This is a genomic window from candidate division WWE3 bacterium (assembly GCA_026396615.1).
Classification (GTDB): domain Bacteria; phylum Patescibacteriota; class WWE3; order JAPLWK01; family JAPLWK01; genus JAPLWK01.
The window spans coordinates 7,447-31,028 of sequence record JAPLWK010000010.1; the positions used below are offsets into that span (position 1 = coordinate 7,447).

23 protein-coding genes are annotated in these 23,582 nt (G+C 40.8%); 11 read left to right on the forward strand and 12 right to left on the reverse strand.

All coding sequences use genetic code 11. The features are described 5' to 3' along the window. From NT141_03020 to NT141_03040, 5 genes are all read right to left on the reverse strand, one after another. On the reverse strand, positions 1-278 hold a 278-nt coding region (locus NT141_03020; protein MCX6784015.1), incomplete at its 3' end, for a glycosyltransferase. Further along, a complete protein-coding gene (locus NT141_03025) occupies positions 265-1,794 on the reverse strand; it encodes a hypothetical protein (protein ID MCX6784016.1) in 1,530 nt (509 codons plus the stop codon). The genes NT141_03020 and NT141_03025, both read right to left, overlap by 14 nt. Before the next feature lie 31 nt (positions 1,795-1,825). Next, the gene (locus NT141_03030; GenBank protein MCX6784017.1) at positions 1,826-2,503 is read right to left on the reverse strand and encodes a class I SAM-dependent methyltransferase; all 678 of its coding nucleotides are present in this window, start codon (positions 2,501-2,503) and stop codon (positions 1,826-1,828) included. Continuing rightward, positions 2,491-4,077, reverse strand: a complete 1,587-nt coding sequence (locus NT141_03035) for a glycosyltransferase family 39 protein (GenBank protein ID MCX6784018.1) — start codon at positions 4,075-4,077, stop codon at positions 2,491-2,493. The genes NT141_03030 and NT141_03035 overlap by 13 nt, the downstream gene beginning before the upstream one ends. After that, complete coding sequence (locus NT141_03040; protein MCX6784019.1) at positions 4,061-5,404, reverse strand: glycosyltransferase family 39 protein; 1,344 nt, start codon at positions 5,402-5,404, stop codon at positions 4,061-4,063. Before NT141_03040 ends, NT141_03035 begins: the two co-directional genes overlap by 17 nt. Before the next feature lie 36 nt (positions 5,405-5,440). On the opposite strand from NT141_03040, the gene NT141_03045 reads away from it, so the two are divergent. Continuing rightward, positions 5,441-6,256 carry a glycosyltransferase gene (locus NT141_03045; protein MCX6784020.1) on the forward strand — a complete coding sequence of 272 codons (816 nt, stop codon included), beginning with the start codon at positions 5,441-5,443 and terminating at the stop codon, positions 6,254-6,256. Next, complete coding sequence (locus NT141_03050) at positions 6,244-7,515, forward strand: glycosyltransferase family 4 protein (protein ID MCX6784021.1); 1,272 nt, start codon at positions 6,244-6,246, stop codon at positions 7,513-7,515. The genes NT141_03045 and NT141_03050 overlap by 13 nt, the downstream gene beginning before the upstream one ends. Here NT141_03050 and NT141_03055 read toward each other — a convergent pair. From NT141_03055 to NT141_03065, 3 genes are read right to left on the reverse strand one after another with little or no spacing between them, the layout of a single operon-like run. Continuing rightward, a complete protein-coding gene (locus NT141_03055; GenBank protein MCX6784022.1) occupies positions 7,472-9,013 on the reverse strand; it encodes a glycosyltransferase family 39 protein in 1,542 nt (513 codons plus the stop codon). The genes NT141_03050 and NT141_03055 overlap by 44 nt on opposite strands. Then, positions 8,985-10,514, reverse strand: a complete 1,530-nt coding sequence (locus NT141_03060) for a glycosyltransferase family 39 protein (protein MCX6784023.1) — start codon at positions 10,512-10,514, stop codon at positions 8,985-8,987. Before NT141_03060 ends, NT141_03055 begins: the two co-directional genes overlap by 29 nt. Beyond that, positions 10,511-11,323 carry a glycosyltransferase gene (locus tag NT141_03065; GenBank protein ID MCX6784024.1) on the reverse strand — a complete coding sequence of 271 codons (813 nt, stop codon included), beginning with the start codon at positions 11,321-11,323 and terminating at the stop codon, positions 10,511-10,513. Before NT141_03065 ends, NT141_03060 begins: the two co-directional genes overlap by 4 nt. Before the next feature lie 29 nt (positions 11,324-11,352). On the opposite strand from NT141_03065, the gene NT141_03070 reads away from it, so the two are divergent. The 3 genes from NT141_03070 to NT141_03080 are packed head-to-tail and all read left to right on the forward strand — an operon-like array spanning position 11,353 to position 14,178. Beyond that, a complete protein-coding gene (locus tag NT141_03070; protein MCX6784025.1) occupies positions 11,353-12,225 on the forward strand; it encodes a hypothetical protein in 873 nt (290 codons plus the stop codon). Further along, positions 12,204-13,394, forward strand: coding sequence for an alkaline phosphatase family protein (locus tag NT141_03075; GenBank protein ID MCX6784026.1), 1,191 nt, complete (start codon positions 12,204-12,206; stop codon positions 13,392-13,394). Before NT141_03070 ends, NT141_03075 begins: the two co-directional genes overlap by 22 nt. Continuing rightward, the gene (locus tag NT141_03080; protein MCX6784027.1) at positions 13,360-14,178 is read left to right on the forward strand and encodes a glycosyltransferase; all 819 of its coding nucleotides are present in this window, start codon (positions 13,360-13,362) and stop codon (positions 14,176-14,178) included. Before NT141_03075 ends, NT141_03080 begins: the two co-directional genes overlap by 35 nt. Here NT141_03080 and NT141_03085 read toward each other — a convergent pair. The 4 genes from NT141_03085 to NT141_03100 are packed head-to-tail and all read right to left on the reverse strand — an operon-like array spanning position 14,141 to position 17,500. Further along, a complete protein-coding gene (locus NT141_03085; GenBank protein ID MCX6784028.1) occupies positions 14,141-15,478 on the reverse strand; it encodes a hypothetical protein in 1,338 nt (445 codons plus the stop codon). The genes NT141_03080 and NT141_03085 overlap by 38 nt on opposite strands. Then, positions 15,475-16,509, reverse strand: a complete 1,035-nt coding sequence (locus NT141_03090; GenBank protein MCX6784029.1) for a hypothetical protein — start codon at positions 16,507-16,509, stop codon at positions 15,475-15,477. Before NT141_03090 ends, NT141_03085 begins: the two co-directional genes overlap by 4 nt. Positions 16,510-16,550: 41 nt before the next feature. Further along, a complete protein-coding gene (locus tag NT141_03095) occupies positions 16,551-16,784 on the reverse strand; it encodes a hypothetical protein (protein MCX6784030.1) in 234 nt (77 codons plus the stop codon). Beyond that, positions 16,778-17,500 (reverse strand): glycosyltransferase family 2 protein, encoded by a 723-nt coding sequence (locus tag NT141_03100; protein ID MCX6784031.1) that lies wholly within the window; start codon positions 17,498-17,500, stop codon positions 16,778-16,780. Before NT141_03100 ends, NT141_03095 begins: the two co-directional genes overlap by 7 nt. Here NT141_03100 and NT141_03105 point away from each other — a divergent pair. From NT141_03105 to NT141_03130, 6 genes are read left to right on the forward strand one after another with little or no spacing between them, the layout of a single operon-like run. Next, positions 17,499-18,440, forward strand: coding sequence for a glycosyltransferase family 2 protein (locus tag NT141_03105; protein MCX6784032.1), 942 nt, complete (start codon positions 17,499-17,501; stop codon positions 18,438-18,440). The two genes, NT141_03100 and NT141_03105, sit on opposite strands and share 2 nt — an antisense overlap. Next, positions 18,424-19,782, forward strand: coding sequence for an O-antigen ligase family protein (locus NT141_03110; protein ID MCX6784033.1), 1,359 nt, complete (start codon positions 18,424-18,426; stop codon positions 19,780-19,782). Before NT141_03105 ends, NT141_03110 begins: the two co-directional genes overlap by 17 nt. Continuing rightward, complete coding sequence (locus tag NT141_03115) at positions 19,779-20,747, forward strand: glycosyltransferase (GenBank protein MCX6784034.1); 969 nt, start codon at positions 19,779-19,781, stop codon at positions 20,745-20,747. Before NT141_03110 ends, NT141_03115 begins: the two co-directional genes overlap by 4 nt. Next, a complete protein-coding gene (locus NT141_03120; GenBank protein MCX6784035.1) occupies positions 20,731-21,879 on the forward strand; it encodes a glycosyltransferase family 1 protein in 1,149 nt (382 codons plus the stop codon). The genes NT141_03115 and NT141_03120 overlap by 17 nt, the downstream gene beginning before the upstream one ends. Continuing rightward, the gene (locus NT141_03125) at positions 21,854-22,945 is read left to right on the forward strand and encodes a glycosyltransferase (protein ID MCX6784036.1); all 1,092 of its coding nucleotides are present in this window, start codon (positions 21,854-21,856) and stop codon (positions 22,943-22,945) included. The genes NT141_03120 and NT141_03125 overlap by 26 nt, the downstream gene beginning before the upstream one ends. After that, positions 22,945-23,577 (forward strand): sugar transferase, encoded by a 633-nt coding sequence (locus NT141_03130; protein ID MCX6784037.1) that lies wholly within the window; start codon positions 22,945-22,947, stop codon positions 23,575-23,577. The genes NT141_03125 and NT141_03130 overlap by 1 nt, the downstream gene beginning before the upstream one ends. Positions 23,578-23,582: the final 5 nt, after the last annotated feature.

The window sequence follows — 23,582 nt, forward strand, 5'->3', positions numbered from 1 at the left end:
ATCACCACTTCCCCGGTCGCTGCCTTAACACCATGACAAAGTGCGTATCCCTTGCCGCGATTTTTAGTATAGCTGAGGATTTTTAGGTGGGGATTTTTGTATTTGGAAACAGCGGCCTCAGTTTTAGGGTCACCGTCAACGATTACTATGACCTCGTGATCCAGTTGCAGGAAATCTAGGGTTTCAAACAAATCATGGAGACCGGTCGTAATTTTCGTCTCTTCGTGATAGGCTGGGATTATAACTGAGACTTTTGGACTGGAACTATTTTCTGTCATAAATCTTTTCCACAAAATAATCCTCGACTTCTCCCAAGTTTAGTACTTGTGGTCGGTCTTGAAAACTCCTGGCGACCTTTTCGCTGTTTTCCAGCTGTCCTGCGGGTTCGTTGTGACTCACGAAAATGTAAAACGGCTCATTTTTGTTCGGTCCTACGTTCCATAGGAGCAACCGCAGAAATTTGGATTGCCCGGTTTCTTTCCAAAGGACAAAAGAGAAAGGCCAGGTGGGGTTGGAATTAACGCTACCAATATGAATAAAATTATATTTATCATCTTTGGTGATATTGGGGATAGTTAGCGCGACCAGTTTCTTAATCGTCATTAATTTCATACGATTCTCAATCTGAGCGTCAGTCGACCACTTAACCAGATTAGTGATAATAAAAGCGCTGATGGCAATAATGCCGAGCAGCACTTTAATCTTGGGGATTTTAATTAGGCTAAATACAAATAGTAGTAGGTCGCTAAGCGTTAAGAAGAATAACGGAAAATAGACCGAGTCAAGCCACCGAAAAGGCTTACCGCTGGCACTCCCATAGCTGGGAATTAAGGCCTGAAAGATTAGATAACTCAGAAAGAGAATAGCCACAATCGCGTTGGCGGAAGGTTTTTTGAGGCTGATAAGTAAGTTCCTTAGAGACCAGGCGATCGCTCCCAAGGTCAGAAGCATTCCTAGAGCCGCAACCGGCGGGCTGGTCGGGCTTTGGTCTTGCCAGCCGCGTGGGTCCGGGAAAAGTAAATCTCCATTAATTCTCGTAAGGCTTACGCCAAAATTTAATAGGCTCTGGAATTTATTAATAGCGTTGCCACTGCCCCCTTCCTTGATAGCGTTCACAACTTTGACAACGTTTTGGCCACCGAAAGCTTTATTTTCCAAATAATGCGGCCGGACCCCCAGATACAAGAAAATCAGTCCCGATAAAGCGATGACAATCAAATTCTTAAGCCTCAGATCTCGTAAGTAGAGAATTGGTAACAGTATTAAACCAGGTATGAGAAAAAACGGGGTGACATGCAAGTGAGTCATTAGTGAAATCGTAGCTACTGCTATAGGAAGAGCCCAGAGTTTTTTGTCACGAAAATACAGGATCGTGGTGATTACAAGAATCACTGTCAGTGGAGGAATCGCTCCCGGATTAAGGCCGACAATAGCCCCCGAGACCACAAAAAAAGATAGACTGTATAGAAAGACGGTGAGGATGGCCGCTTTCCGACCCAGCAAACGAGGCAAACAAACAATCATGAGGACTATCGCGAGAACGTTAGCCGTCGCCGTCAAATTATGCAGAATATAGTAGTCGAAGTTGGTGATCTTGAGGAGAAAGGTCGTTAAATAAGCGTAAGTAGGGGGGAAAGTCGCCCAAACTCCGCCAATGCTGGAACCCATCAGCAGCGGTTCGTGATAAATGATGTTTTTGTAAGCGATGGTTGCCAGCCAGGCGTGATCCTCGGTAAAAATAACTCTCTGGGGGAGCTGCCAAAAGCGTAAAATCAGTGCCGTTAAAAAAATCACACCGATTACAATAATGTATAAATGGTTCCTTTTAATTAATATCATCTTTTGGTGATAGTACCAAACCACATAATATATTTAAATTATAGTTATGGATATATAGCGGTAAGTATCTAATTTTTTTAATCGTAAAGTATTTCTTTATTGTTTCTAAACAATTATTAAATGAATTAATATGTTCAGTTTTCATCATTTCATCATAATTAACACCTCTTTTTTTAAGTATGATGCGACTTGGGGTAAAGCTAGTAAGAAATTTCCATAACCAGCCTGGGTCACAAGGTATGACAACAATCAGCTTACCGTTTGTTTTTAAAATTCTATTAAATTCCTCTAGGGCTTTTGGTAGATTGGGGAGGTGCTCAAGAATATGAGAAGCAATAATTAAATCAATCGAACGGTCTTGAAAAGGTGTTTTACAGCAATCCGCGACAACCTTTTGAATATATGGTTTCGATATTTTGATAGTTTTTTGTTCATCAATATCCAAAGCAATGTAGTTTCTTGAGGCGTCAATTCTTTCAAAGTGGGCATGGTAACCGTTTCCACAACCGATATCAAGTATTTGGCCACTAATATCTCGACCTTCGTGAGCTATAAATCTATGCCCTGGGTCTAAAGCAAGTTTTATTAAGAAGTTGTTACACCACTCATCCTGAAAATCAGGATAATACTCTTTCCAGTTGTTGGCATTGTTTAATTTGTCCATATTATATAGTTGTTTGGTCCGGAAATCAGATTACTAATCTTACCACCGTAGCCGTTTATTAAAAGATTGATGATCGTCTGACTATCTTTTTTCAAATCGACTCCGGGAAGGACTTGTTCAGATTGCGGTAAAATTGCTAAGCACCTCTTTTCCTCGCAGTTAAGGTGTCGTAAACTCTTTCCCCACTCACTTTTTCTAATGTAAATAATGTTATTTGGCAAATTTAATATCTGCCGGTTAAAATCAATAATTGGCTGAACTCGGACATCAAAGGCGTCAAAGTAGCCATAATCGAAGTAATATACCTGGTCCGCTTTTTGGGCGAGGTCAAGAACCGTTAATGCCGAGTCGTGTTTAACAGCGGCGGTTTTATCATTATATATTTCATTTAGAAGTTTTATGTCTCGATAAAGCTCAAAACAGGCCGTTGCTAGGAGGATAATCGCACCTAGTGCGAGAAGCGCTCGTTTGTTCTTTAGTCTTCCGACGATTAGATTTATTAAATAAACTTGGGAGAGGATTTTAAAAACCGCCAAGCCTCCGATTTCCAAAGATTCATAGTAACCATTATATGTTGAGAAATCAAAAATAAGAATCGCGATTACCCCGAAGGCCACAAAGCCACTTAATATTAATAGCTCCGTAGTAACGTTTTTTTGACCGCGGTTTAATTTTATAAGAAAACAACTAACAACCGCGAGAAGGCCAATACTCGCGATTAATTGGTTAAAGAAGTTATAGGAGAAGCCTTCTACAAAAATCAACTGAGTGTAGCGCCACGTGTTTTCGATCAGGACACGATAGGGGTGGGCATGTCTGGAAAAAACTGAGAGTTGATTAACTCTAAACATGAAGTCGGTGGTATTGCCCAAAAGGAAAATTATCAGAGGAAGTGCTACTAGGAAAGTGACTAAAGTGTAAATCATCGCGTGCTTTAAAGTTTCCTTACGATTTTTAGAATTGCCCCGACTAATAAAGGCGCCTCCGAAAAGAGCGAGCATAGGTAAAAGATTCACCTTAAAAGAGGTATAAGTATAAAATCCTAGTCCGAAAGACAATCCTGCTAGTACTGTGTCGCGAAATCGTTGGAGTCGAATAGCCCGTAAGGCTAGAAGGATAGACAATACTTCAAATGGAATCAGTAAATTTACTCGAAAGGGCAGCCGGTTAATATAAAGAACCCAGTAAGAGACACAGTACAGAAGGGTTCCAACTATAATTGGTAGATGCCGTTCTTTCCCAAATATTTCACGAAGGAGCAGGAAAAAAAGACCGATACCAACGATATTAATAAGAGCAACTAAAATTTTCATAGTCATAAAAGATTTACCTAATATTAAAAAGAAGCTGGCGAGCAGGTACATAAAAAGTGGTTCTACTCCGGTGTGTTCCGGAAAAAAGAACTGAATACGGGGGTGAGTAATAAGGCTTAGTGCCTGGACAGCGTAATATGCGGAGTCTCCAAGTGGAAACCGAGGAATGCTCGGTAAACCGTAAATTCTAAGGGTGGTTCCACCGGCAATAATTATCACAAGTAGGAAGACTGGAACCCAGATTTTAAGTTTTACTAACATAGTAATTTTTCTTTAAAAACAAGCGAGCGAGATGGTACATACTATATACAAGTAGTATATCTAAAAAAGGGATTGCCGGCATCACGATTCGTTGATAATCGTTAATCGCCGCCAATCCGGTAATTGCGACATAGTAAGAAGAAACCACAATAAATAAAAGCAGCTCAATTTCTTTTAAGAATAATTTTCGGTAACAAATAAAAAATAATGGAAAACCGGTAATTAGCCAGACTAGTAGGATTTTATGGTAAATGCTGGCAATTTTCTTCTCCAGCTCAAACAGCGGACTAGTGGTTTCCGAAAGAACTAAATAACTATTCGCTGGTTTGCCCATTGCCTCAACAACGACGGGTATTGACGAAGCGATATAGCTAGGCAGATTCCTCAAGATATATTTACGATCAAAGGCGTCCACAAACTGATTATCCACCGAGTACTTTGACACAAAACTGTTCTTAGGTAAGAAATCCCAAATGCATGTAAAAACATCGATTGTTCTTCTGGTGCCTTTACATTCCGCGAGTTTTTTCGTAATAGTGGGAAACTCAGGGTCGGCTTGGGGCACGAGGTTGTACTGGACTAACTTTCCGATCAGATTAACACCGGTTTCACCGGAAAGCCCAAAGTAATAATTTCGATGATAATTTAGAGACGAGTATATTACTTGAGGTACTACCACAAGGAAGACGGCCAGCGCAATGAGCACGATGTTTCTCTTTCGAAATAGCTCGCGCCCGTGAGAAGCGGCAATGAGAAGCAAGATTAAAATTCCCAAGTAGCAATTGGCGAATCGAGTAAAGGTTGCGGTGGCTATGATTATCACAAAGGCGAGAATTCCCCTTAAAGTCAACTTATACTTTAGTTTAAGCGCGACAGTAACAAGAAGTGCAAGAAGAAATAAATTCACAACTTCGGTCATCTTAAATTTAGTGAAAGAGTAAAAAGCGGGAGTGATTGCCAAAAGAATTATTGGTATCCAGTTGATACGAGTCGGCATTTTTAGCTTTACGATTAAATTCCAAAACAAACAGAGAGTTAGAAGCAGAATCAAGCTTTGAGATATAAATAGCGTCAAACTTCCCGAAGAGTTTGGAACGCTAAGGCCGTTTAAAATCAAAAAGATAGGGTAAAGTGGTGGGCGATAGTCGCTGATAATATTTTTAGTATCACGAGAGATAAAATCGGCCAGGTTTTGATATTCGTCGCAGTCGTAACAATCAGCCGTGGTTGGTTTAGCTTCCCAATAAATATATAAGGTAGAAATAGTTACCGTTATTGCTAAAATCAGCGGCCAATGAGTTCTTAGAAATCTTGGTAAGTTTCGCATAGACGAAATTATAGCAAAGCTTGGTATACTGAGGATGTGACTATTACCGCGCACTGTTTAGTAAAAAATGAAGAAAATTTTATCTGGTACGCTCTTTCTTCAGTGTTGCCTTTTGTCGACAAGGTTTTAGTTTGGGATACTGGCTCGACTGACAAAACTGTCGATATTATTAAATCAATTAACTCTCCTAAAATAGAATTCGCGGAGCGCGGTCCGGTTGATATCGCGCGTCACACAGAGCTTCGAAACGAAATGATTGCCAGTACTGCGACCGACTGGTTTATGATACTGGATGGGGACGAGGTATGGCCAGAAGGTCAACTACGCCATACAATTAATAATCTCAAAGGTTTGTCACCAGAAAAGAGTTGTATCCTTTCCAAGAATTTTCTGTGCGCCGGTGATATTTTCCACCATTCAACTTGGGGGCAGTATCATTACAATTGGGGACTGATCGGTTTTTACTTTCCGCGTTTTTTGAGGCGGATAAACGGGATTCATTGGGTGGGCGATTACGATCACGATGCGTTGGTTTATGAGGATGGTGGTAAAGTCGTTACCGAAGAGCACAGTGTCGTTTCCGATAATTATTTTTGGCACTGCGGAATTTTGCCCCGGTCATCTAAGGATAACGACATCAACCTGGGACACGGGCGGCGGCCAGTAAACACTTATGCATTGGGATTTTTGAGGCACGGGAAAAAACTACCACCTGGAGTCGAATTTCCCGTGGTTTTTAGTCAGCCGGCACTTAAGGACGTCACTTCGCCAAGAAGACTCTCTTTACTTGATTCCTGGAAAAACTTATTTTCTTCATATCTACCGTGGCGAATTAAAAAATGGCTAAGTTAAAAATACTAGAAATTAGCAATGGCTTGGGAGTGGGAGGGACTGCTCGGACGATTCAGACTTTTTGCCGATACCTTGAGGAACTCGGTCACGACGTCCATGTGGTCGGAGTTTTTACCGGTGGTAAGCGGGCTGATGAGTTGGTTGACGAAGGCTTTCCGGTCAGAATATTTAATGGCGATATCCAAGCTGTTAAAAATTTTCTAAGATCTGAAAAATTTGATGCTATTCATATTCACCGTCGGGGGGCCTATGAGGCTCATTGGCTGGAATTACTTCTCAACCGACCGGCACCAGTGATTGCCGAAACGAATATTTTTGGCGAGTACGATTCAGCGACGGTTGATTTAATTGATTACCACTTAATGACCAGTCAAATGATGTTGAACGAGCGGTATTTACCAGAGCTACCTTGGTCAAGACGAAAAAACTTTTGGCCGAAATACCGGGTACTTTATTACCCGGTTGACATTGTCTACTTTGAAAAATTTAGGCTATCCGAAAATGAAATCCTCCAAAAAAAGCGGGAACTGGGGATTAATGATGGAGATTTAGTAATAGGAAAGGTTGGGGCGCGGGCGGCGCTGGAAAAATGGAGTTACTTAGTCACCGACATGTTTCCGTTACTACTAAAAGAAGTTCCGAATGTTAAGTTTATTCTGCAGGCGGCTCCGGAGGTGGTTATCGAAGATTTGAAACGCACACCTTACGCTGACCATTTCATTTTTTGTCCGGAAACAATTGACGAGGCGGAACAAGCGGCTTATTACCAACTGCTTGATATCTTTGTACACACCTCCAAAATTGGCGAATCTTTTGGACACTCCCTTGCCGAAGCCATGGTTTGGGAAAAACCTGTTGTAGTCAACTCCACGCCCGGAGTCGATAACGCTCAGTTGGAGCTAGTCGAATTTGGTGTAACTGGATATATAGCAAGCACTCCGAAGTCTTTCGCAGCCGCTGCTGCAGCTCTTTTAAAAAATCCAGGTTTGTCTAAAAGAATTGGTCAGGCTGGTCGGGAAAAGGTACGTCGGGACTTTGATTCACTAAAGACCACTAAAAACCTCGTAAATATTTTATCGGTTAATCAAAATTATAATTATTTTCCATCGCAAACGCATATAACCAGCTATCGAGAAGAATACCGTCGTCGTTTGCGGCAGGACTTTTGTAAAGCTGATTTATGGGAAGTTCTAAAATATCAAACCTACCCCCGAGTCAAGTCTGAATTAAAGCTCCTTTTGCGGGGCTCCCGTTACTAAAGTTGAATATGAGTAGCGTCTCTAGGTGGTGATTAATTACCAAGTTGAGTCTAGTTTTCAATACGCTTTTTTTGGTGGTCAATTTATTGATCCAATCAGGAAGACTGGTAGTTTTGGTCACTATATAACTTGGCCAGCGATAGCGGTTAAAATAATTAATGATAGCGACCGCTTTTTCTTGTGACGTTACATCGGTTTGACCCAGGAAATATATATTTTCAACGGGGTATGGATTATCAAGCATCCAGACACCCTCAGATTTGCCGGTCGATAGCTCGGAATTCAAGACCATACCAAGTTTCGAAGCGACCTGAACATCCTCGAATGTTTGATGTGTGTAAACGTATTTAATACCGAGTACGCAGTCTAGAAATAAAGTGGCGATTATTAGGATTAACCCCAAGTATTTCACCAAACCTTGATTTCTAATTAACAAAACATTACTAACAATCAAAGCCGGTACCACCAATAAGAAATACCTTGCCGGTTTGTAAGTAATCAGGTTAAACCAGAAGAGGCTTCCGACAAGGAAAGCCAAAATACTAGCGTCTAAAACATCAGCTTGTCGTCTGACAATTTTTACGATTGTACCGACCATAAAGAGCAGTGAACCGATTGCTAAAAACGGCAGTAATCGCCAGACCGTAGCTTCGCCGCCTTGGAGAGTGCCACTCAAGGAAGCAAGCCAGAAAGCTGGGTTTAGTACTTGAGAGCGAAGTAAGGGCCGATATTTGTCGGTAAGCTCTAATGAGGCTACAGATGATTCAAACGGAAATGTTGTTTTAAAAATTATGGTTGTCGTAAAATATACTACCGCGAATATTAAAAATGGGCAAAATAATTTCGGAAGCTCTTTTATACTAGGAAGTTGACGCTTGATCAACATAATTAAGAATACTGCCAGGAACATGGTTATACCTAGATAAATACCATTGCCTTTGGCCAGGTACCCCAATGACCAAAAAATTCCGGTAGTTAGGCTCCATTTTAGATTTATTTGAGGATATTTTTTAAGGGTTTGATACCAAGCCATTAACCCTAAAGTGCTTAGGAGGACGACAGTTGTTTCCGGCATGGCAATGCGACTATGAATTAATAGTAAGAAGTTACTGGCTGTTAATAGACCTGCGATGAGGCCAAAGATAACCTTATTGGTTACCTTTTTGACGAAAAAAATAATGGCAATAATTAAAATAATGCTACTTAGAGCGGCCGGAAGTCTAAAAGCACTAAAGGTGACTCCGACAACTTTCACAAAAGGGTACTGAAGAATCGTCCAAAGAGGAGAAACGAAAAAAAAGTTAACACCATCAACGATAAGTTTATTATTGAGGGTTAAGTTTCGGGCGTTATATGAATAATTTCCTTCGTCCTCATTGTGAAGTATAGAAATATTTACCGGATCGGCGCTTAAATTAGTGAAGCGTAGCAGCCCAATAATTACTACAGCAAGCGTTAGAAGGAAGAGACTAAATTTTGCTAATTTTGTAAATTTCATAATATTTTGTTTTTATAAACAGTTTCTCATTAATGTCAGCCATGTTTTTTTGGTAGTTGAGAATTTGCTCCCGAGTAAAACCCGGACTGGAGTTTTCAAAAAGTAAGTAGGCTAAATCTTTGGATGGCACTTTGTTCCAATTTAACCAGCGAAAAAATCGGTCCTGAAACTGTGGTTTGTCATAATACCAAAACAAAGTAATGAACGGCGGTAGGGCACCACTTTCCAGATGATCGCCGCGAAAAAATTGAAAATCAAAGTTCTGTTCTTTGGCATCGACTAGCAGTGTTAGTGCGATTTCTTTTTCGTCCCGATATCGCACAAAACTGTAATCGTTGGTTTGTCGGTTTAGATACACGAGATTGACTAGTGACACTATTAGCAAAATTGCCATAAATAAAAAACGGTTTTTTAGAAGTGTTACAAAGTAGGCGACGACCATTACTAGTATTGGGAAAATAATGTTGCTAAACCACCAATTAGGGCGCTCGGCGGTGCCGAAGCGGACTAGCAGGCCAAAGAAAAGCAGATACAGCAAAAAAATCACGGCCGCTCTTTGAAAAGACAAATCAGCCTGTTTTCTTTTGATCAGAATAACGTAAATTAGGGTTAGCCAAAAGACTACGGAAACCACCAGAGTCAATGGGTAGATATTTGGAGTCAAGACGTCGCCGGGAGTTTTTAGAATCACCGTGGCGTAGTTTTTTAAACTCGTCACTAGTGGTACGGTTTCCGCCAATGCTTTCGCGGTTTTGTCACGCGAAAAGAAATAATTGTAGACGGTAGTAATGTTATAGCCGGCGAACTTTTTTTCCTGAATTCCGTAAGGAATAATTGCCAGGCAAAAAAATACCAGACCGGCTTTAATCCAGTTTGATCTGGATATTTTTGGTCTAATAATGACCATAAGTATTAGTAGGGGTGGAATAATGAAAAAACTGCTGGCGTGAAAACTAATCGTCCAACCGAGAGCCAAAGCCGATAACCACAGGTACTTATCTCGACCTTGTAAAACTTTGACAAACGACCATACCAGCAGCACTGTCGCCGGAGGAACGAATCCTGGATTAAGGCCGATCGAATTATCGTAAATTACGAAATAGCTAACCGCATACAGCAGACTCCCGAAAAGACCGGCTTTAAAACCCCAAAGGTTTTTAAGGCAGCTGTAGAGAAGAATTATTGTGAAAAGACTTAATAGGTCGGTAACGACAGGTTGGGTTAAGGGGTGCCAATTACCGATTAAATAAAAAGGTAGAAGAAGATAGTAATAAATAGGACTCAGGAGGTTCCAGGTGACTGAGGCGGCTGGACCATGCCAAACAATTTCCCCTAATTTAACAATTTTTAATGTAGTTAACAGATCTCGGGCATGGTCACCATAAAAAACTACTTTAGATTCGAAATTAACGAATCGAAAAAGCGCGCCTATCGTAATAAGGAGTAGGGGCACCAAGTAATTTTTTATTTGGGTGGCACTGATTTTAGAAGCTAATCTCATCTGAACAAACAATAATAATTTAGAATAGTCATTCCCAGACGATATAGTGCGATTCTGGCAGAATCATTACCTGCGAAAAAAACGCCCTTCATAACATAAGAGGAGAGCAGTCGCAGCGGATCATAAAACAAATAAAATAATTTCCAATTTAACCGCTGTTGGTAGTATTTAAACGTTGGGTTGGTTTTAGGGTCGGTGATATTAAATTCTGGCAGTCTAGAGAGAGTTCTTAATTGGCAGGCTCGCAACTTAGCCCGTTTAAAACCTTCGCCCCAAAAATTTTTAAAGCTGTAACCACTACGAGACTCCAGAGGTCGATGTTCCAGGAGCAAATCGTTTCTGATCGTCGTCACTCCGTAGGTTCTGGGATGTTCATGAGTGAGTCCCAGCATGTACATTTTAGATGTTCGAAACAGTGAGGGCCTCGGCTCTTTGGAGAAATACCCGTTTTCAACATAGTGACCGTTTACGGTAATAGGCCAGCCAAAGGCAAAACTGTCAATTTTATCATTTGTGATAAGCTCCGGAATGGATTGCCTTAAGTCCCCAGAAAGATACTCATCGGCATCTATATGTAATATCCAGTCGCCATGCGCTTCCGAAAAACAGAAAGGACGGTGATATTCGGCTTCTCCGACGTGTTCTTTTATGAAGATTTTCGCCCCGTAAGTTTTGGCAATCTGAATGCTTTTATCAGAACATGGCCCATCATGAACAATAACAATCTCATCTATGACTCCTTGCAAGCTTTCCAGACACCTAGGAAGTAATGTCTCTTCATTATAAATAACTAAACAGGCGGAGATCATACCATAAGTATTGTACAATAAGCAGAGCGATGGGTGTGTACACAATTAAAGCAACAACTGAGGAAAAAGTGCTGCAGGCTCAAATAGAGGCTATAGTATCCGCGTTGCGGGCTAAATTTCCGGAAAAAATCGAGGCAATATATTTAGTTGGGGGCTACGGACGTGGTGAGGGAATTCTTAATGAAGAAACAGGAGGGTTTCTAAACGACTTGGATTTAGTGGTTGTTTTGAAATCATCGGTGAGTCCAATTAAACTCCCGAGCACAGATATCAATTATATTATTAAGTCGGACTTAAAAATACTAGCTCCTACTCAGTTCAACTTTGATTTTAAGTATGGCTCACAACTACTGTGTGGGTTGGACATTCGAAATCAGCTTCCAAATTGGCAAAGTAACGAGGTGACAACTGAGAGTGCTCTCATAACTTGGAGGAACCGTCTCGTGTCATTTTTAGAAGCCCGCCTTGAAAAATCGGATAAACGTTTCGAAATTTTTTATAAATCTAATCAGCTGTCCAAGGTGATTTTTTGTTTAGTTGACGTGACTTTAATTAACAGTCATAGGTATAAAGTAACATACTTGGAAAAATCGTCCGCCTTTGGTGAAAATACTTTAGTTTCCAAGGCTTTGGATTTTAAATCTTCGGGAAAACTGCTGTCAGACTCTGATTGGGAAGAAGTCCGGCAATTTTATCTTAAAACGGAACCGATTAATTGGCTCCAAAGTAGTCAGTCTCCACTTTATTTTCTAAAATGCTTAAAGAATTCCTGGCAGAGTCGTCGTCCCAAGTTATTAAGTGCTCGTGACGAAAATGATTTAAACTTGTATAACATGATTAAATTCAGAGACTACAGAAAGCAAGCCGAATTGATAAAAATATGGTATCAACTAAACCATTGACAACCTTTTTAATACTGATTGACGCTTGGCGTTGGGATAAGCTTAATCCCGTGGACACCCCGTTCCTGTTTGAGCTCTCTAAAAAATCCCGATACGGTTCGCTGCGGGAACCCTTTGTTTATCAAACCAGGCCGGCCTTCATTGCCGGACTTGATCCTGAAGTTTCCAACATCGCTGAGCAATTTTACTTGGATCCGGGTGACAGCCTTCCCAAAATTCTAAAGTATTGTCCGGATTTTGGAGCTACATTTCGGCGCAGGGTCATTGATCGGTTGGTTCGGGTTAACGAACGGCATAAGGGCAATTTTGGTTCCGGAGCTTACGGATCGGTTTTTAACGTTCCGTTACCTATCGCGCCTTTTTTTGGATTTTCGGAAAAAAAGCTACCTTATGGAGCGGGATACACGGCTAGCCCAACAATTTTCGATTTACTAAAAGAAACTGGACAAACCTGGTTATGGTTAGGGTACCCAACTCATAATCTTCTAACATCAGAAGTCTTACCGTCATTTCAAACAGCCTTTAAATATCAAGATTTGGTATTTTTGCATTTTTCTGAGACCGATTATGCGGAGCACCGCTTTGGTCCTGATAGCAAAGAGTACCACGAAAAACTTATGGAGGTAGACGCCGTTATTAACCAATTTGTCACTGCGAACGCTACAAATAATTTTGTTATTTTTGGTGATCATGGAGCCGTGACTGTTAAATATCACGTAGATTTGTGGTCAGGTCTTGACACTTTATGTACGCGGGAACACTTAAAAATTGGGCAGGATATACTATTTTTTCTGGATTCCACGCGAGCCCGTTTTTGGTTTTTTAATGAGCGGTCACGGCGTTTGGTTTTAGACTGGCTCGCGTCCGTTTCCGGTGGTCGTATTCTAACATTAGAAGAACGTCGCGATTTAAAAATTAATTATTTGCACCATAAATTTTTCGAAGAAATGTGGGTCCTTGATGGTCCGGGTTTAATTTTTCCAAACTATTATAATGCAAAAACACCGGAACTGGGGATGCACGGTTATCTTCCTAATATTAAAGATAACGAAGCGGCTTATTTGGTGAGTGAACCCGGTGTTATTGCTGAATCAAGAGATATACAGATGAAAGAAATATTCGGGTTTTTAAAAGATGAAATCATTGATATCCATAATCATAAGAACTAAAAATGAAGCGGTTCCTCTTCAGTTGCTTTTAGAGTCACTTGAGACTCAGCAAAATGCTCCGGAGTTAGAGGCGATCATCGTTGATAATTTGTCAACCGATGATACTTTAGAGGTGGCGAAACGGTGTAACTTAGTTAAGAAAGTGGTTGAGATTAAGGACTTTAATTACGGTCGGGCTCTAAATCTTGGTGTTGCTGCGGCCAAAGGCGATTACATTCTTTCATTAAGCGCTCACGCACTACCGGCTTCTGACCTTTTTTTAGCGGGCTTATTAACGTGCTTAACTTCTTCCCAAGCTGTCGCTGTCTCAGCTAAAGAAATCCCTTTTGCCAATGCTCCAATTTGGGAAAAAATTAGATTGACTAAAATCTGGCAAAGTACACATCGACCTTTCTCGAACGTCGCGGCGTTGTATCTTGGTTCATACCTCCGAGATCACTTATTTTTAGAATTACCGTATTCAGAAGATTCGGCTTGGGCCGCGGCAGCCAGACTTGATGAGAAGAATGTTACTTACTGTGATGGGGCTCAAATATTTCATTCACACCTGGAATCAGCTCAAGAAATAAAATCAAGATTTCAGAAAATATATTTGGCTGAGAGACAGCTTCGAACTTGTCCAAAGTCAAATTTAGGCAGAGTGACATTGGGTTTTTTAAAAGATACTATTAGGGATACACCGTATCTTAAAAATTACTCAAGAAATTTGGAAGGAGCCCTGGTTAATTTTTGGAATTTGCTGCGGTTTAATTATTGGAAGCGACAGGCCCAGTTTCGAGGATAACCTTTAAAATTTGATCTTTATACCAAACCTCCAACGAATTTCCAAAATAAGTTGCTTCCATAAGGTTGGTATCGTTTTTATCTAGTTTCACAATATTATTTTCAGGTAGTTTAAATGATTGTAAATACGTCTTAGCAGCTTGTTGGTGATCGTTTAGCCATTTGAGATCGGGGTCGGTGGTTTGGGCAAGCATCAGTGTTGCAAAACTCACGACGAGAAATGTCGCTAAGGTTATTTTTAAAAGACGTTTGTTTGTCGTCAAAGCTTTGAAAGCCGTTGCGATCATCATCGTAATGCCAATCGTAGGGATGGCGTCTAAATAAGCGAAGGTGTGGTTACCGAGTAGTGTAAAAATGCTGACGGTGACTATAAATAAACTAACTCCAAAAAGTATCATCTTTTTGTCTAGTAACTTATTTTTAAATGCGAGAAGCGTAGTGGTCACGATAATTAGTATTTTAGATGCTAGCAACAGGTTGACGATTCCAAAGCTATTATTTCGGTCAAAACCGGCGACAAATGGGTAGAGAACATATTTTCCTAGTGTTTTTAGAATTGAGATTGGGTCAAAATATCTGCCGTAGACGTTACCTCCTGGTAATTTTACGTACCAAAAGTAAAAAGCTAAATAAGCAATCGTTAATAATATAAAAGGTAGTGTTTTTAGAAAAGCTCGTCTGATCGTTGTCGTAAGTTTAGCGTCATAAATGCCCGCCTGCCGGCGAGGCAGGCCGCCACTACAAATCGTGTGGTATATAAATATCGTTGGCGCAATAAAGATAGACATCTCACTACATAAGAAAGCGAGGATTAGAGTGACGAAACTTAGTAATCTGAATTTGCTTCTGGCAGATGTCGCAAGTAGTAATGTCAACAGAAATAGGAGCGTTGACATAGTTTGGTAATTAGCGGCGATCCAGCCGATTTCAAAAAGATGAATTGTGTTTAAGCCATAAAAAATCGCTCCAAAAAGTGCCGCGTAGTTGTTACTGAATCTTCGAATTAATTTGTAGACAAGTGTCGTATTCAAGGCGAGCATCGTAATCCCAACTAATCGAAAACCCAGTGGATTTAGGCCCCAAATGACGCTATTTAACCAAAAGTAAAATTGTTGAGATAGTGGTCTAAAAAACCAATATCTTGACGGCGTCAATATAGCGGAAATATTAGTGAACGTCGTTGGTAGATGAGGCAGAAAACCGAAGTCGTCGCGGGCAAAAAACCAATTAAGAATTGGTGAATACACCAGAAGTAGAATAAAACATATTACAACGAACAGGAAGATAGCCTTAAATTTCATATCTGACGTAAGTAAAATAACACCGGAGCGAAAACTACGACCCCATAAAGTATTTGCCAGGTATCTAGAATATTCGTGGAGTTTTGACCTAGAAAAGCGAGCGGAATGTAAAAGGCCAGACTACTTAGGGAAAAAATAGTCGTTAACCGCCAGATTTTGTCTTTAGTTTTTAGTAGGGCGACTGGGAGTAAAGCCCAGGTAGCGTACCAGGGCCAAAAAGACCGTTGGGCAAATATCAAAAATAGTGTCACTGCGAGACCTGAAGCTCCGAGCCAAACGAAGGGAGTAACCAGTTCTTTATGGCTCGCTTTTTTTAGACAATACCTTATAAAAATCGCTAAGCCTACCAGAATTAAGCTGATCCAGAGAAATTTTGCGGATACCGAGAAAATTTGGTGCCCAAAGATCGCTTTGTAAATACTAATAATTGGAACGTAGAAGGTGGCGAAAACACTGTTGATAAACCAGTCGCTTTGACGGCTAATACCATCAAAAATTCGGGGGCCGATTTTGATCCAGTAAGGATAAAAAGTTATGGCCGCCAAAGCAATGGATGCCAGTCCTGCGATAACTATTTTTATTAACGTTGTTTTGACCTTCTTGTTCTCAAAGGCTTGGTAAAGTAGATAGCCAATTACAAAAGGCAGGAAGATAATCGCGGTGTACTTTATTAAAATCGAAGTGGCGATAAGCCAAAGGCCAATGATGGTGTTTTTTCTAAAAACTAAGTAGAGTCCTCCAGCAATCAGGAGGAGCATTAAAGCATCGAAATGGGCATTCACCGCGAACTCGAACAACAGTAACGGATTGAGAAGATACAGTAGCGGTAGATTACTTTTGGCTAAGCCACCCTCAGAATTAAATATTTTCGATATTTTATAAATGATCCACGAGGTGAGAAGGTGGCAAAGTAAAAATATTAATTTGTAAAAATACATTTGACCAAGCCAACCAAAAGATTCAGATATTTTCCAAAAGACTTTATTTATTTCCAGCCAGAGCGGTGGGTACATTATTTTGCCGCCGTTCATGACTTGATCTCCCGTGAATGGATTCAGCTTGTAGAAACCACCTAAGTAGGGGTTGATATGAAGGAGGATTTCTCCTTTGGCTGCGCCGCGGTAGTAAGAACAAAGCAGCCGGTGAGATACAAACCGTTTATTAATCCGGAGTAAGTGTTGTAGCCGGATCCGGTAAGGTAAGAATCGTAAAAGCGGAAGTTAAAGCCTGCGATTTTAAAAAAGTTGAAGATTGTTGGTAGAGCTAGAAACACCCAGCCACTCACGAAAATTAGCTTTTTTAGCATATTAAATATTTTCCAGAAATATCATTCCAGCGAATATGGATAAGGTCAGATGCCGATTGCCAGACATCTTTAGATAAATTTACTTTGGTGCGTTCGTCGTTAGTCCAGGAGACCGGAATCTCTTTTACTGCATATCCGAATTTTTGGGCTAGAAATAAGATTTCACTGTCGAAACCCCAGCGTTTAATTCTTTGCACACCAAAAATCTTTTTAGCGGCGTCGCCACGAAACGCTTTAAACCCACAAGTGAAGTCGGTTACCGACAAACCTAAAATAATACTTGACATGAGAGTGAAACCTTCCCCAAGCTTTTGACGCCAGAAAGATTGATGCTTTAGAACAGACGCTCCCAATGTTTTACGACTACCGATAATTATCGAAGTGTTTTTACACATTTCCGGCAGAAAAAGGTTGAGCTCCGTTATTGGGGTTGACATATCGGCGTCTAAAAATAAGATGTAATCGCCGGAAGCTTTAAGGATCCCCTGTTTTAAAGCGTAGCCTTTACCCTGATTTGGGATGTAAGAAATTATTTGATAAGGAAACGTCGAGGACAGACTTTTTATAGTTGCAACCGTGTTATCGGTGGAACCGTCATCTACAAAAATCACGTCAATTGTAACGTCAGATGACGATTTGTAGTTGTTTATAGCCGTGATAGCTTTTCCGACCCGATTGGCTTCGTTATAGACCGGGATAACCAGAGTTAGTTTCATGCGGCTTAAGTTTATCATTTTTAATTGCTTTTCTGCTAAAATTGGCTTTGTGAAAGTGACTGCCGTCACCGTAAATTATAATCGCCCTGGCGATACAGTTGAGTTAATAACTTCTATTAGACACTCTGATCTGGCGGATGCGTCACTTTTGGTCATCGACAACGGCTCGACTGACGGCTCGCCGCGAATTCTTAAAGCCACTTTTCCGGATCTTCAGATTGCGTCGTTACCGCAAAATTTAGGCTTTGCCGGTGGTTTTAATTATGGCATGGGGATGGCCTTGGAGGCAGGGTCCGACGCAGTGCTAATAATTAATAATGACACCGTAGTCCCCGAAGTTTTTTTAGGGTCGCTGGTTACAGCTTTAGCGTCAGATTTAAAGATTGGGGCGGTTTCCCCGAAGATTTACTGCAGCGACGGGAAAACTATTTGGTGGGCCGGTGGGAAGTTGAACCTGGATCGCGGTCAGATAGTTAATGTCGGCTCAGGAAGAGTAGATGATGGTCTATATAGTAGTATTGTCGATTGTGATTATTTAACCGGTTGTTGCGTTTTATTTCGGTCATCCGCTTTAAAATCCGTTGGACTATTTGATCCGATTTTTACTCACACCGGTGAAGACGTCGATTTGTCGTTGCGACTTACAAAAGCCGGTTATAAGCTCCATATGATTCCTCAAAGTACTCTGATTCACAAGGTGTCGCAGACTGGTGGGGGAGAGTTGTCACCTTTTCATTTATACAACCTAGAAAAATACCGAATTCTACTGATGAGAAAGTGGGGATTTTGGCATGGTCTTCTGTCATGGCTAGCGCTGACGCCTCTGCTAACGCGGCGGATTGCTAGTATAATCGTCAAAGGCCGGAGTCTGAATAGCGTCTTGGATGTGATAAGAGGTTGGCGTGACGGCGTTAGACTAAATTATGAAAAAAGTACTTAGCGTTCTCATATTTTTAATTTTCGCTTTAACTTCTGTTACCAATCAGCTGCAGTTTAGTTTGATCTCTGATAATTTAATCCCGATTCGAATCGTTTTAGTAATTTTTCTAATTCTTAGTGGTGGTTATTTTATTTACCGCGAAAAAGCCAATTCCCTAAAGTACATTTGGTCGCAGCTTTTAAAAGACCGCGTCTTGTTGGTCGGAACTTTATTATTTATTTGGCGGGTTCTAACTGTCCTTGTAGTCGGCAATTATAGTTCCGGCCTTCCCATGTTGATCTTTTGGGCATCTATACTTGCTTTTTATGTACTCTTCAATCGGTTCTCAAATGTTAAAGCAGCGACTTACGGTTTGTACCTTTCTGTAGCCGTTTCAGTATTTATCGCTATTTACCAAACAGTCAGCTTTGTTGGCTGGGGAATTCAACGCTTCGATTTGTGGGGTTGGCAATTTCCCGATGGCTTTCGCGTGCCGGGATTAATGCTCGACAGCAATCACTACGGCATTTTTATGGTTGGTGGTTTTTTTATTATTTCTTTATATTTATTACTCAAAAAGAAATATTTATGGACTATAATTTGCGCCTTTTTAACAATTGGAACTTACTCATTATCTTCGTCTCGCAGCGCCTTAATTGGTCTGCTGGTTGGTGGCCTCGTCACTATGGTCATCCTAGCCTTACGGCGGCAGTATAAAGTCCTTGTTATCTTCGCTGTTGCTTTGGGTTTAGGGCTTACTAGCGGAACGGCGATTTCTAAAGTCATCGATATTTACACCACTAATTTTTTGAAGACTAGCATTATTTTGCATCAAGAGGTGGGATCAAAAACGGCAGCGAAAGTCGCAGATACGCTCCAGAACTCCAATTCCGAATCAATCCAATTTGAAGGGGCCTTTAATTTTCTAAATAATTTATTGCCATCAAGAGTAAAGCGGGTATTTGATTCCTCGGCCAAGTCTCATTTAGCGATGGTGGAAGCGTCGGTAAAACTGGGACTGCGTTATCCTGTTTTTGGGGTTGGTTACGGCAATTTTTCAACAGGTCTTAAGAAAGAATCGGATATTTACGGTCCGGCCAGCCAATTCGATCCTCGTGGACTTTCCATGCCAAAGTTTCCATCCCACACTTTATGGGGCGAACAACTGGCCGAAACCGGAATTGTAGGGCTTGCGCTGTTTACGATTTTAGTAATTTTAATGTTTATTAAATTAATTAAAAAGCCGGGTATTAGCGGAGCATTACTAGCTGGGCTCTGGATTGCCTTTCTAATATTTGCTATTTTTTATAGTGCTAACGAAGAGTTTTATTGGCTGGTCCCATTTTTGGGAATTTTGTTATGAAAGTTTCGATAATCTCAACCGTTTTAAACGAGGATAAATATTTATTTGATTTTTTAGACTCTTTATTTAGTCAAACTTTGGTTCCTGACGAAGTGGTAATTTGCGATGGGGGATCAATTGATACTACTTTAGAAAAGTTACAAATTTACGCTAAAAAACAGCCTAAATTAAAAATAGTTACTGCACCCGGGTCAAATATTTCCGGTGGTCGTAACGCAGCTATATCCGCAGCTACTGGTGACATTATCGCCGCTACCGACGCCGGAACTCGTGTCGCTCCAGATTGGTTGGAAAAACTAGTGTCGTCATTTACTTCACCAACAGACGTCGCCGCCGGATTTTTTGCGCCCATCGCCGATACTACTTTTGAAAAGTCGTTAGCCGCAGTTACCGTTCCGGTTGCTTCCGAAATCGAACCGGAAAAGTTTTTGCCCTCCAGCCGTTCCGTCGCTTTTTATAAATCAGCTTGGGAAGCGGTTCGCGGTTACCCGGAGTGGTTACCAATTTGTGAAGATTTAGTCTTTGATTTAAAACTTAAAAAAGCCGGTTTTAAATTTAATTTCGTGCCAGAAGCCAAGGCCTATTGGCGACCTCGCCAAACCTTAAAAAAATTCTTTAGGCAATATTTTATGTATGCCCGGGGCGACGGGCACGCGAAATTGTGGTGGCGCCGTCATTTAATTCGTTATTTAGCCTATATTAACGGCCTTTTGATTTTATCAATGCTTTTTAGTCACTCCATAATGTGGTTACTGCCATTCTTTATCGGGGCGGCCGGTTATATGTCTAAATTCTATAATCGTTTTTTGATTCATTTTCCCGGACAACCGCTTAAAATTACATCTATCGCTTTTTCATATATTCCGGTAATGGTTTTTATTGGTGACGTCGCTAAAATGCTGGGATACCCGTGGGGTAATTATCAACGGGTTGCCGGGAAAATAAAATATGAACCATACCAGTAAGAAACGAATTGGCATCGACGCCCGTTTTTACGGGGCGGCTGGAATTGGGCGCTATATTTCCTGTCTGCTTAAAGAGCTTGAAACAGACGAGGTGCACGAATACTTCGTCTTTTTAAACCAGACAGGCTTTGATTTTTTTAACCCCACAAATAAAAATTTCCACAAAGTTCTTTGCGACATTCCTTGGTATTCCTGGAAAGAGCAGCTAGTTTTGCCTTTCGTCTTTGGTCGCTATCATTTAGACTTATTACACATACCTCACTTTAATATCCCGATATTTTATTTTGGCAAAATTGTCGTTACTATTCATGACTTAATCATTAACGATTTTTCGACAGAGCGGGCGACGACTTTAAGTCGTCCTTATTATCGATTTAAACGTCTCGTTTACTCGTGGTTAGTGAAAACTGCTGTAGCTCGATCGTCTAAAGTAATAGTCCCGAGCAACTACACTAAACAAGTGGTACAACAAACTTACGCTGTAAGTGAATCTAAAATAATTGTTACTTACGAAGGTCTGACTAAAAACATTCACGGCGGACATCCGCTGTTTAGCGGTATGCCATATTTGTTGTTTGTTGGTAGTATGTACCCACATAAAAATTTGGAAAGACTAATTGAAGTTTTTGTTACTTTACGTCGAAATGGAACTTTTAGTGGCGACTTAGTGCTAGCAGGAAAATCTGATTATTTCTCACAACGTTTACAAGCCGAAGTTTATGTTAAGTATCCCGACATGACCGCCCAAGATATTATTTTTCCAATTTCTAAATACCCTCGTTTGCCGTTGCAGGATGATGAGTTGGCGGAACTTTATCAAAATGCCGTCGCTTTTGTTTTTCCCTCTTTGTCTGAAGGTTTTGGTTTGCCGCCACTTGAGGCAATGGGAATAGGTTGTCCGGTCGTCTCATCCAATTCCACATCGATTCCAGAGATTTGTGGTGATGCGGCCCTTTATTTCGATCCTTTAGACGCCTCCGATATGGCCGCTAAAATTTCTAAAATCATTTCTGATCCGGTTTTGCGGTCAGAGTTAGTAGAAAAAGGTCGGAAGAATATAGAACGGTTTAGCTGGAGCAAAATGGCCGGAGAGACGCTTAAAGTTTATGAAGATTGCCTTAGTTCACGATGATTTAATTCAGTTCGGTGGGGCCGAAAAAATGGTACTAGCGATGCATGAAATGTATCCGGAAGCGCCGTTGTATACATCGTTTGCCTCGTCTGACTGGGTTAAAAAGTGTAATGAACTTAATATTCATCTCCGAACGTCGTTCATGCAGCGGCTGCCTTTTAAAAAGGAGCTTTATAAGTTCTATTTTTTGTTATATCCCTTGGCTTTTGAATCATTTAATCTGTCGAATTACGATGTCGTTATTTCCTCTTCAGCCCGTTTCGCTCATGGCGTTATTACCAAACCAACTACTTATCACATCTGTTATAAATACGCTCCGGGCCGAGCTTTTTGGGAACCACAAAAGTACTTTCAAAATCTACCGTGGTTAATAAAAATACTTACACCGGTCTTAAGTTATTTGCGAATCTGGGATTTTGTGGCAGCCCAAAGGGTTAATAAATTTTTGGCCGTTTCAACAAAAACGAAAGAGGTGGTAAAGAAGATATACAGGAGAGACTCGGAAGTTCTCTACCCGTTTGTTGAGACTAACAATGCGGTGTCATCAGATATTAAATTACCAACCGACTATTTCTTGATTGTCAGTCGATTGTCACCTTGGAAGCGGGTCGATGTTGCTATTGAAGCTTGTCTTAAAACCGGTCGAAATTTAATAATAGTAGGGGAGGGGTCGGCGAGAGGTGGTTTGGAGCAAAAAACAGATAACACACAACAAATTTTATTTTTAGGTCATGTCAACGACAATGATCTCGCAGCAGCTTACACAAATTGCAAAGCTGTTATAATTACCCAAGAGGAAGATTTCGGGATCGTGGCAGTTGAGGCGGCGGCGTACAAAAAGCCTGTTCTTGCCTTTAAGGCCGGTGGTTCACTGGAAATTGTTAAAGAAAATGTAACGGGGGAGTTTTTTTGGCCCCAAAACGCGGCGGCTTTAAGTGATACCATTAGAAACTTTGATGATCATCTATATCAAGATGACCGGTCATATGAAGTCGTCACAAAACAATTTAGTAAACACATTTTTATGACATCGCTTAAGGCGATAGTCGATAGATTGGGAGCTTGATGCTTTATAACTCTTTAAAACGAGCTTTAGATATTTTAGGTAGTGTGATTGGGTTAATTATTTTCTCTCCAATTCTGCTTGCCACCGCTATTTTTATAAAATTAGTTTCTTCAAAAGGTCCGGTGTTTGCGGATACCCCCAAAAGAGTCGGTCAATCCGGGGTGGAATTTAGAATGTACAAATTTCGAACCATGATCCCAAACGCCCATCAGTTCTTGCTCGATAATCCGGAATTATACGAAAAATATAAAAAGAATAATTTTAAACTGGACCCGGATCCTAGATGGCTTCCCGGGGCTAACTTTATTCGTAAATTTAGTATCGATGAGTTGCCGCAATTTATTAATATTCTGATTGGCAACATGAGTTTAGTTGGCCCTCGGGCTTATTACCCATTTGAACTGCGGGACCAGCAAATAATTTATCCGGATACCGCCCCGCACATTCAGGAAGTTCAAAGCGTAAAACCAGGCTTAACGGGCCTGTGGCAGGTGAGTGGCCGCAGTGGGATTAGTTTTCCGGATCGTATAAAAATGGATTCGTACTACTCTAGAAAGCGTTCAATTAGTTACGATATTTATCTACTTATAAAAACTCCGGTCGCCTTGCTCTCGGGACGGGGGGCGTGCTAGAATTT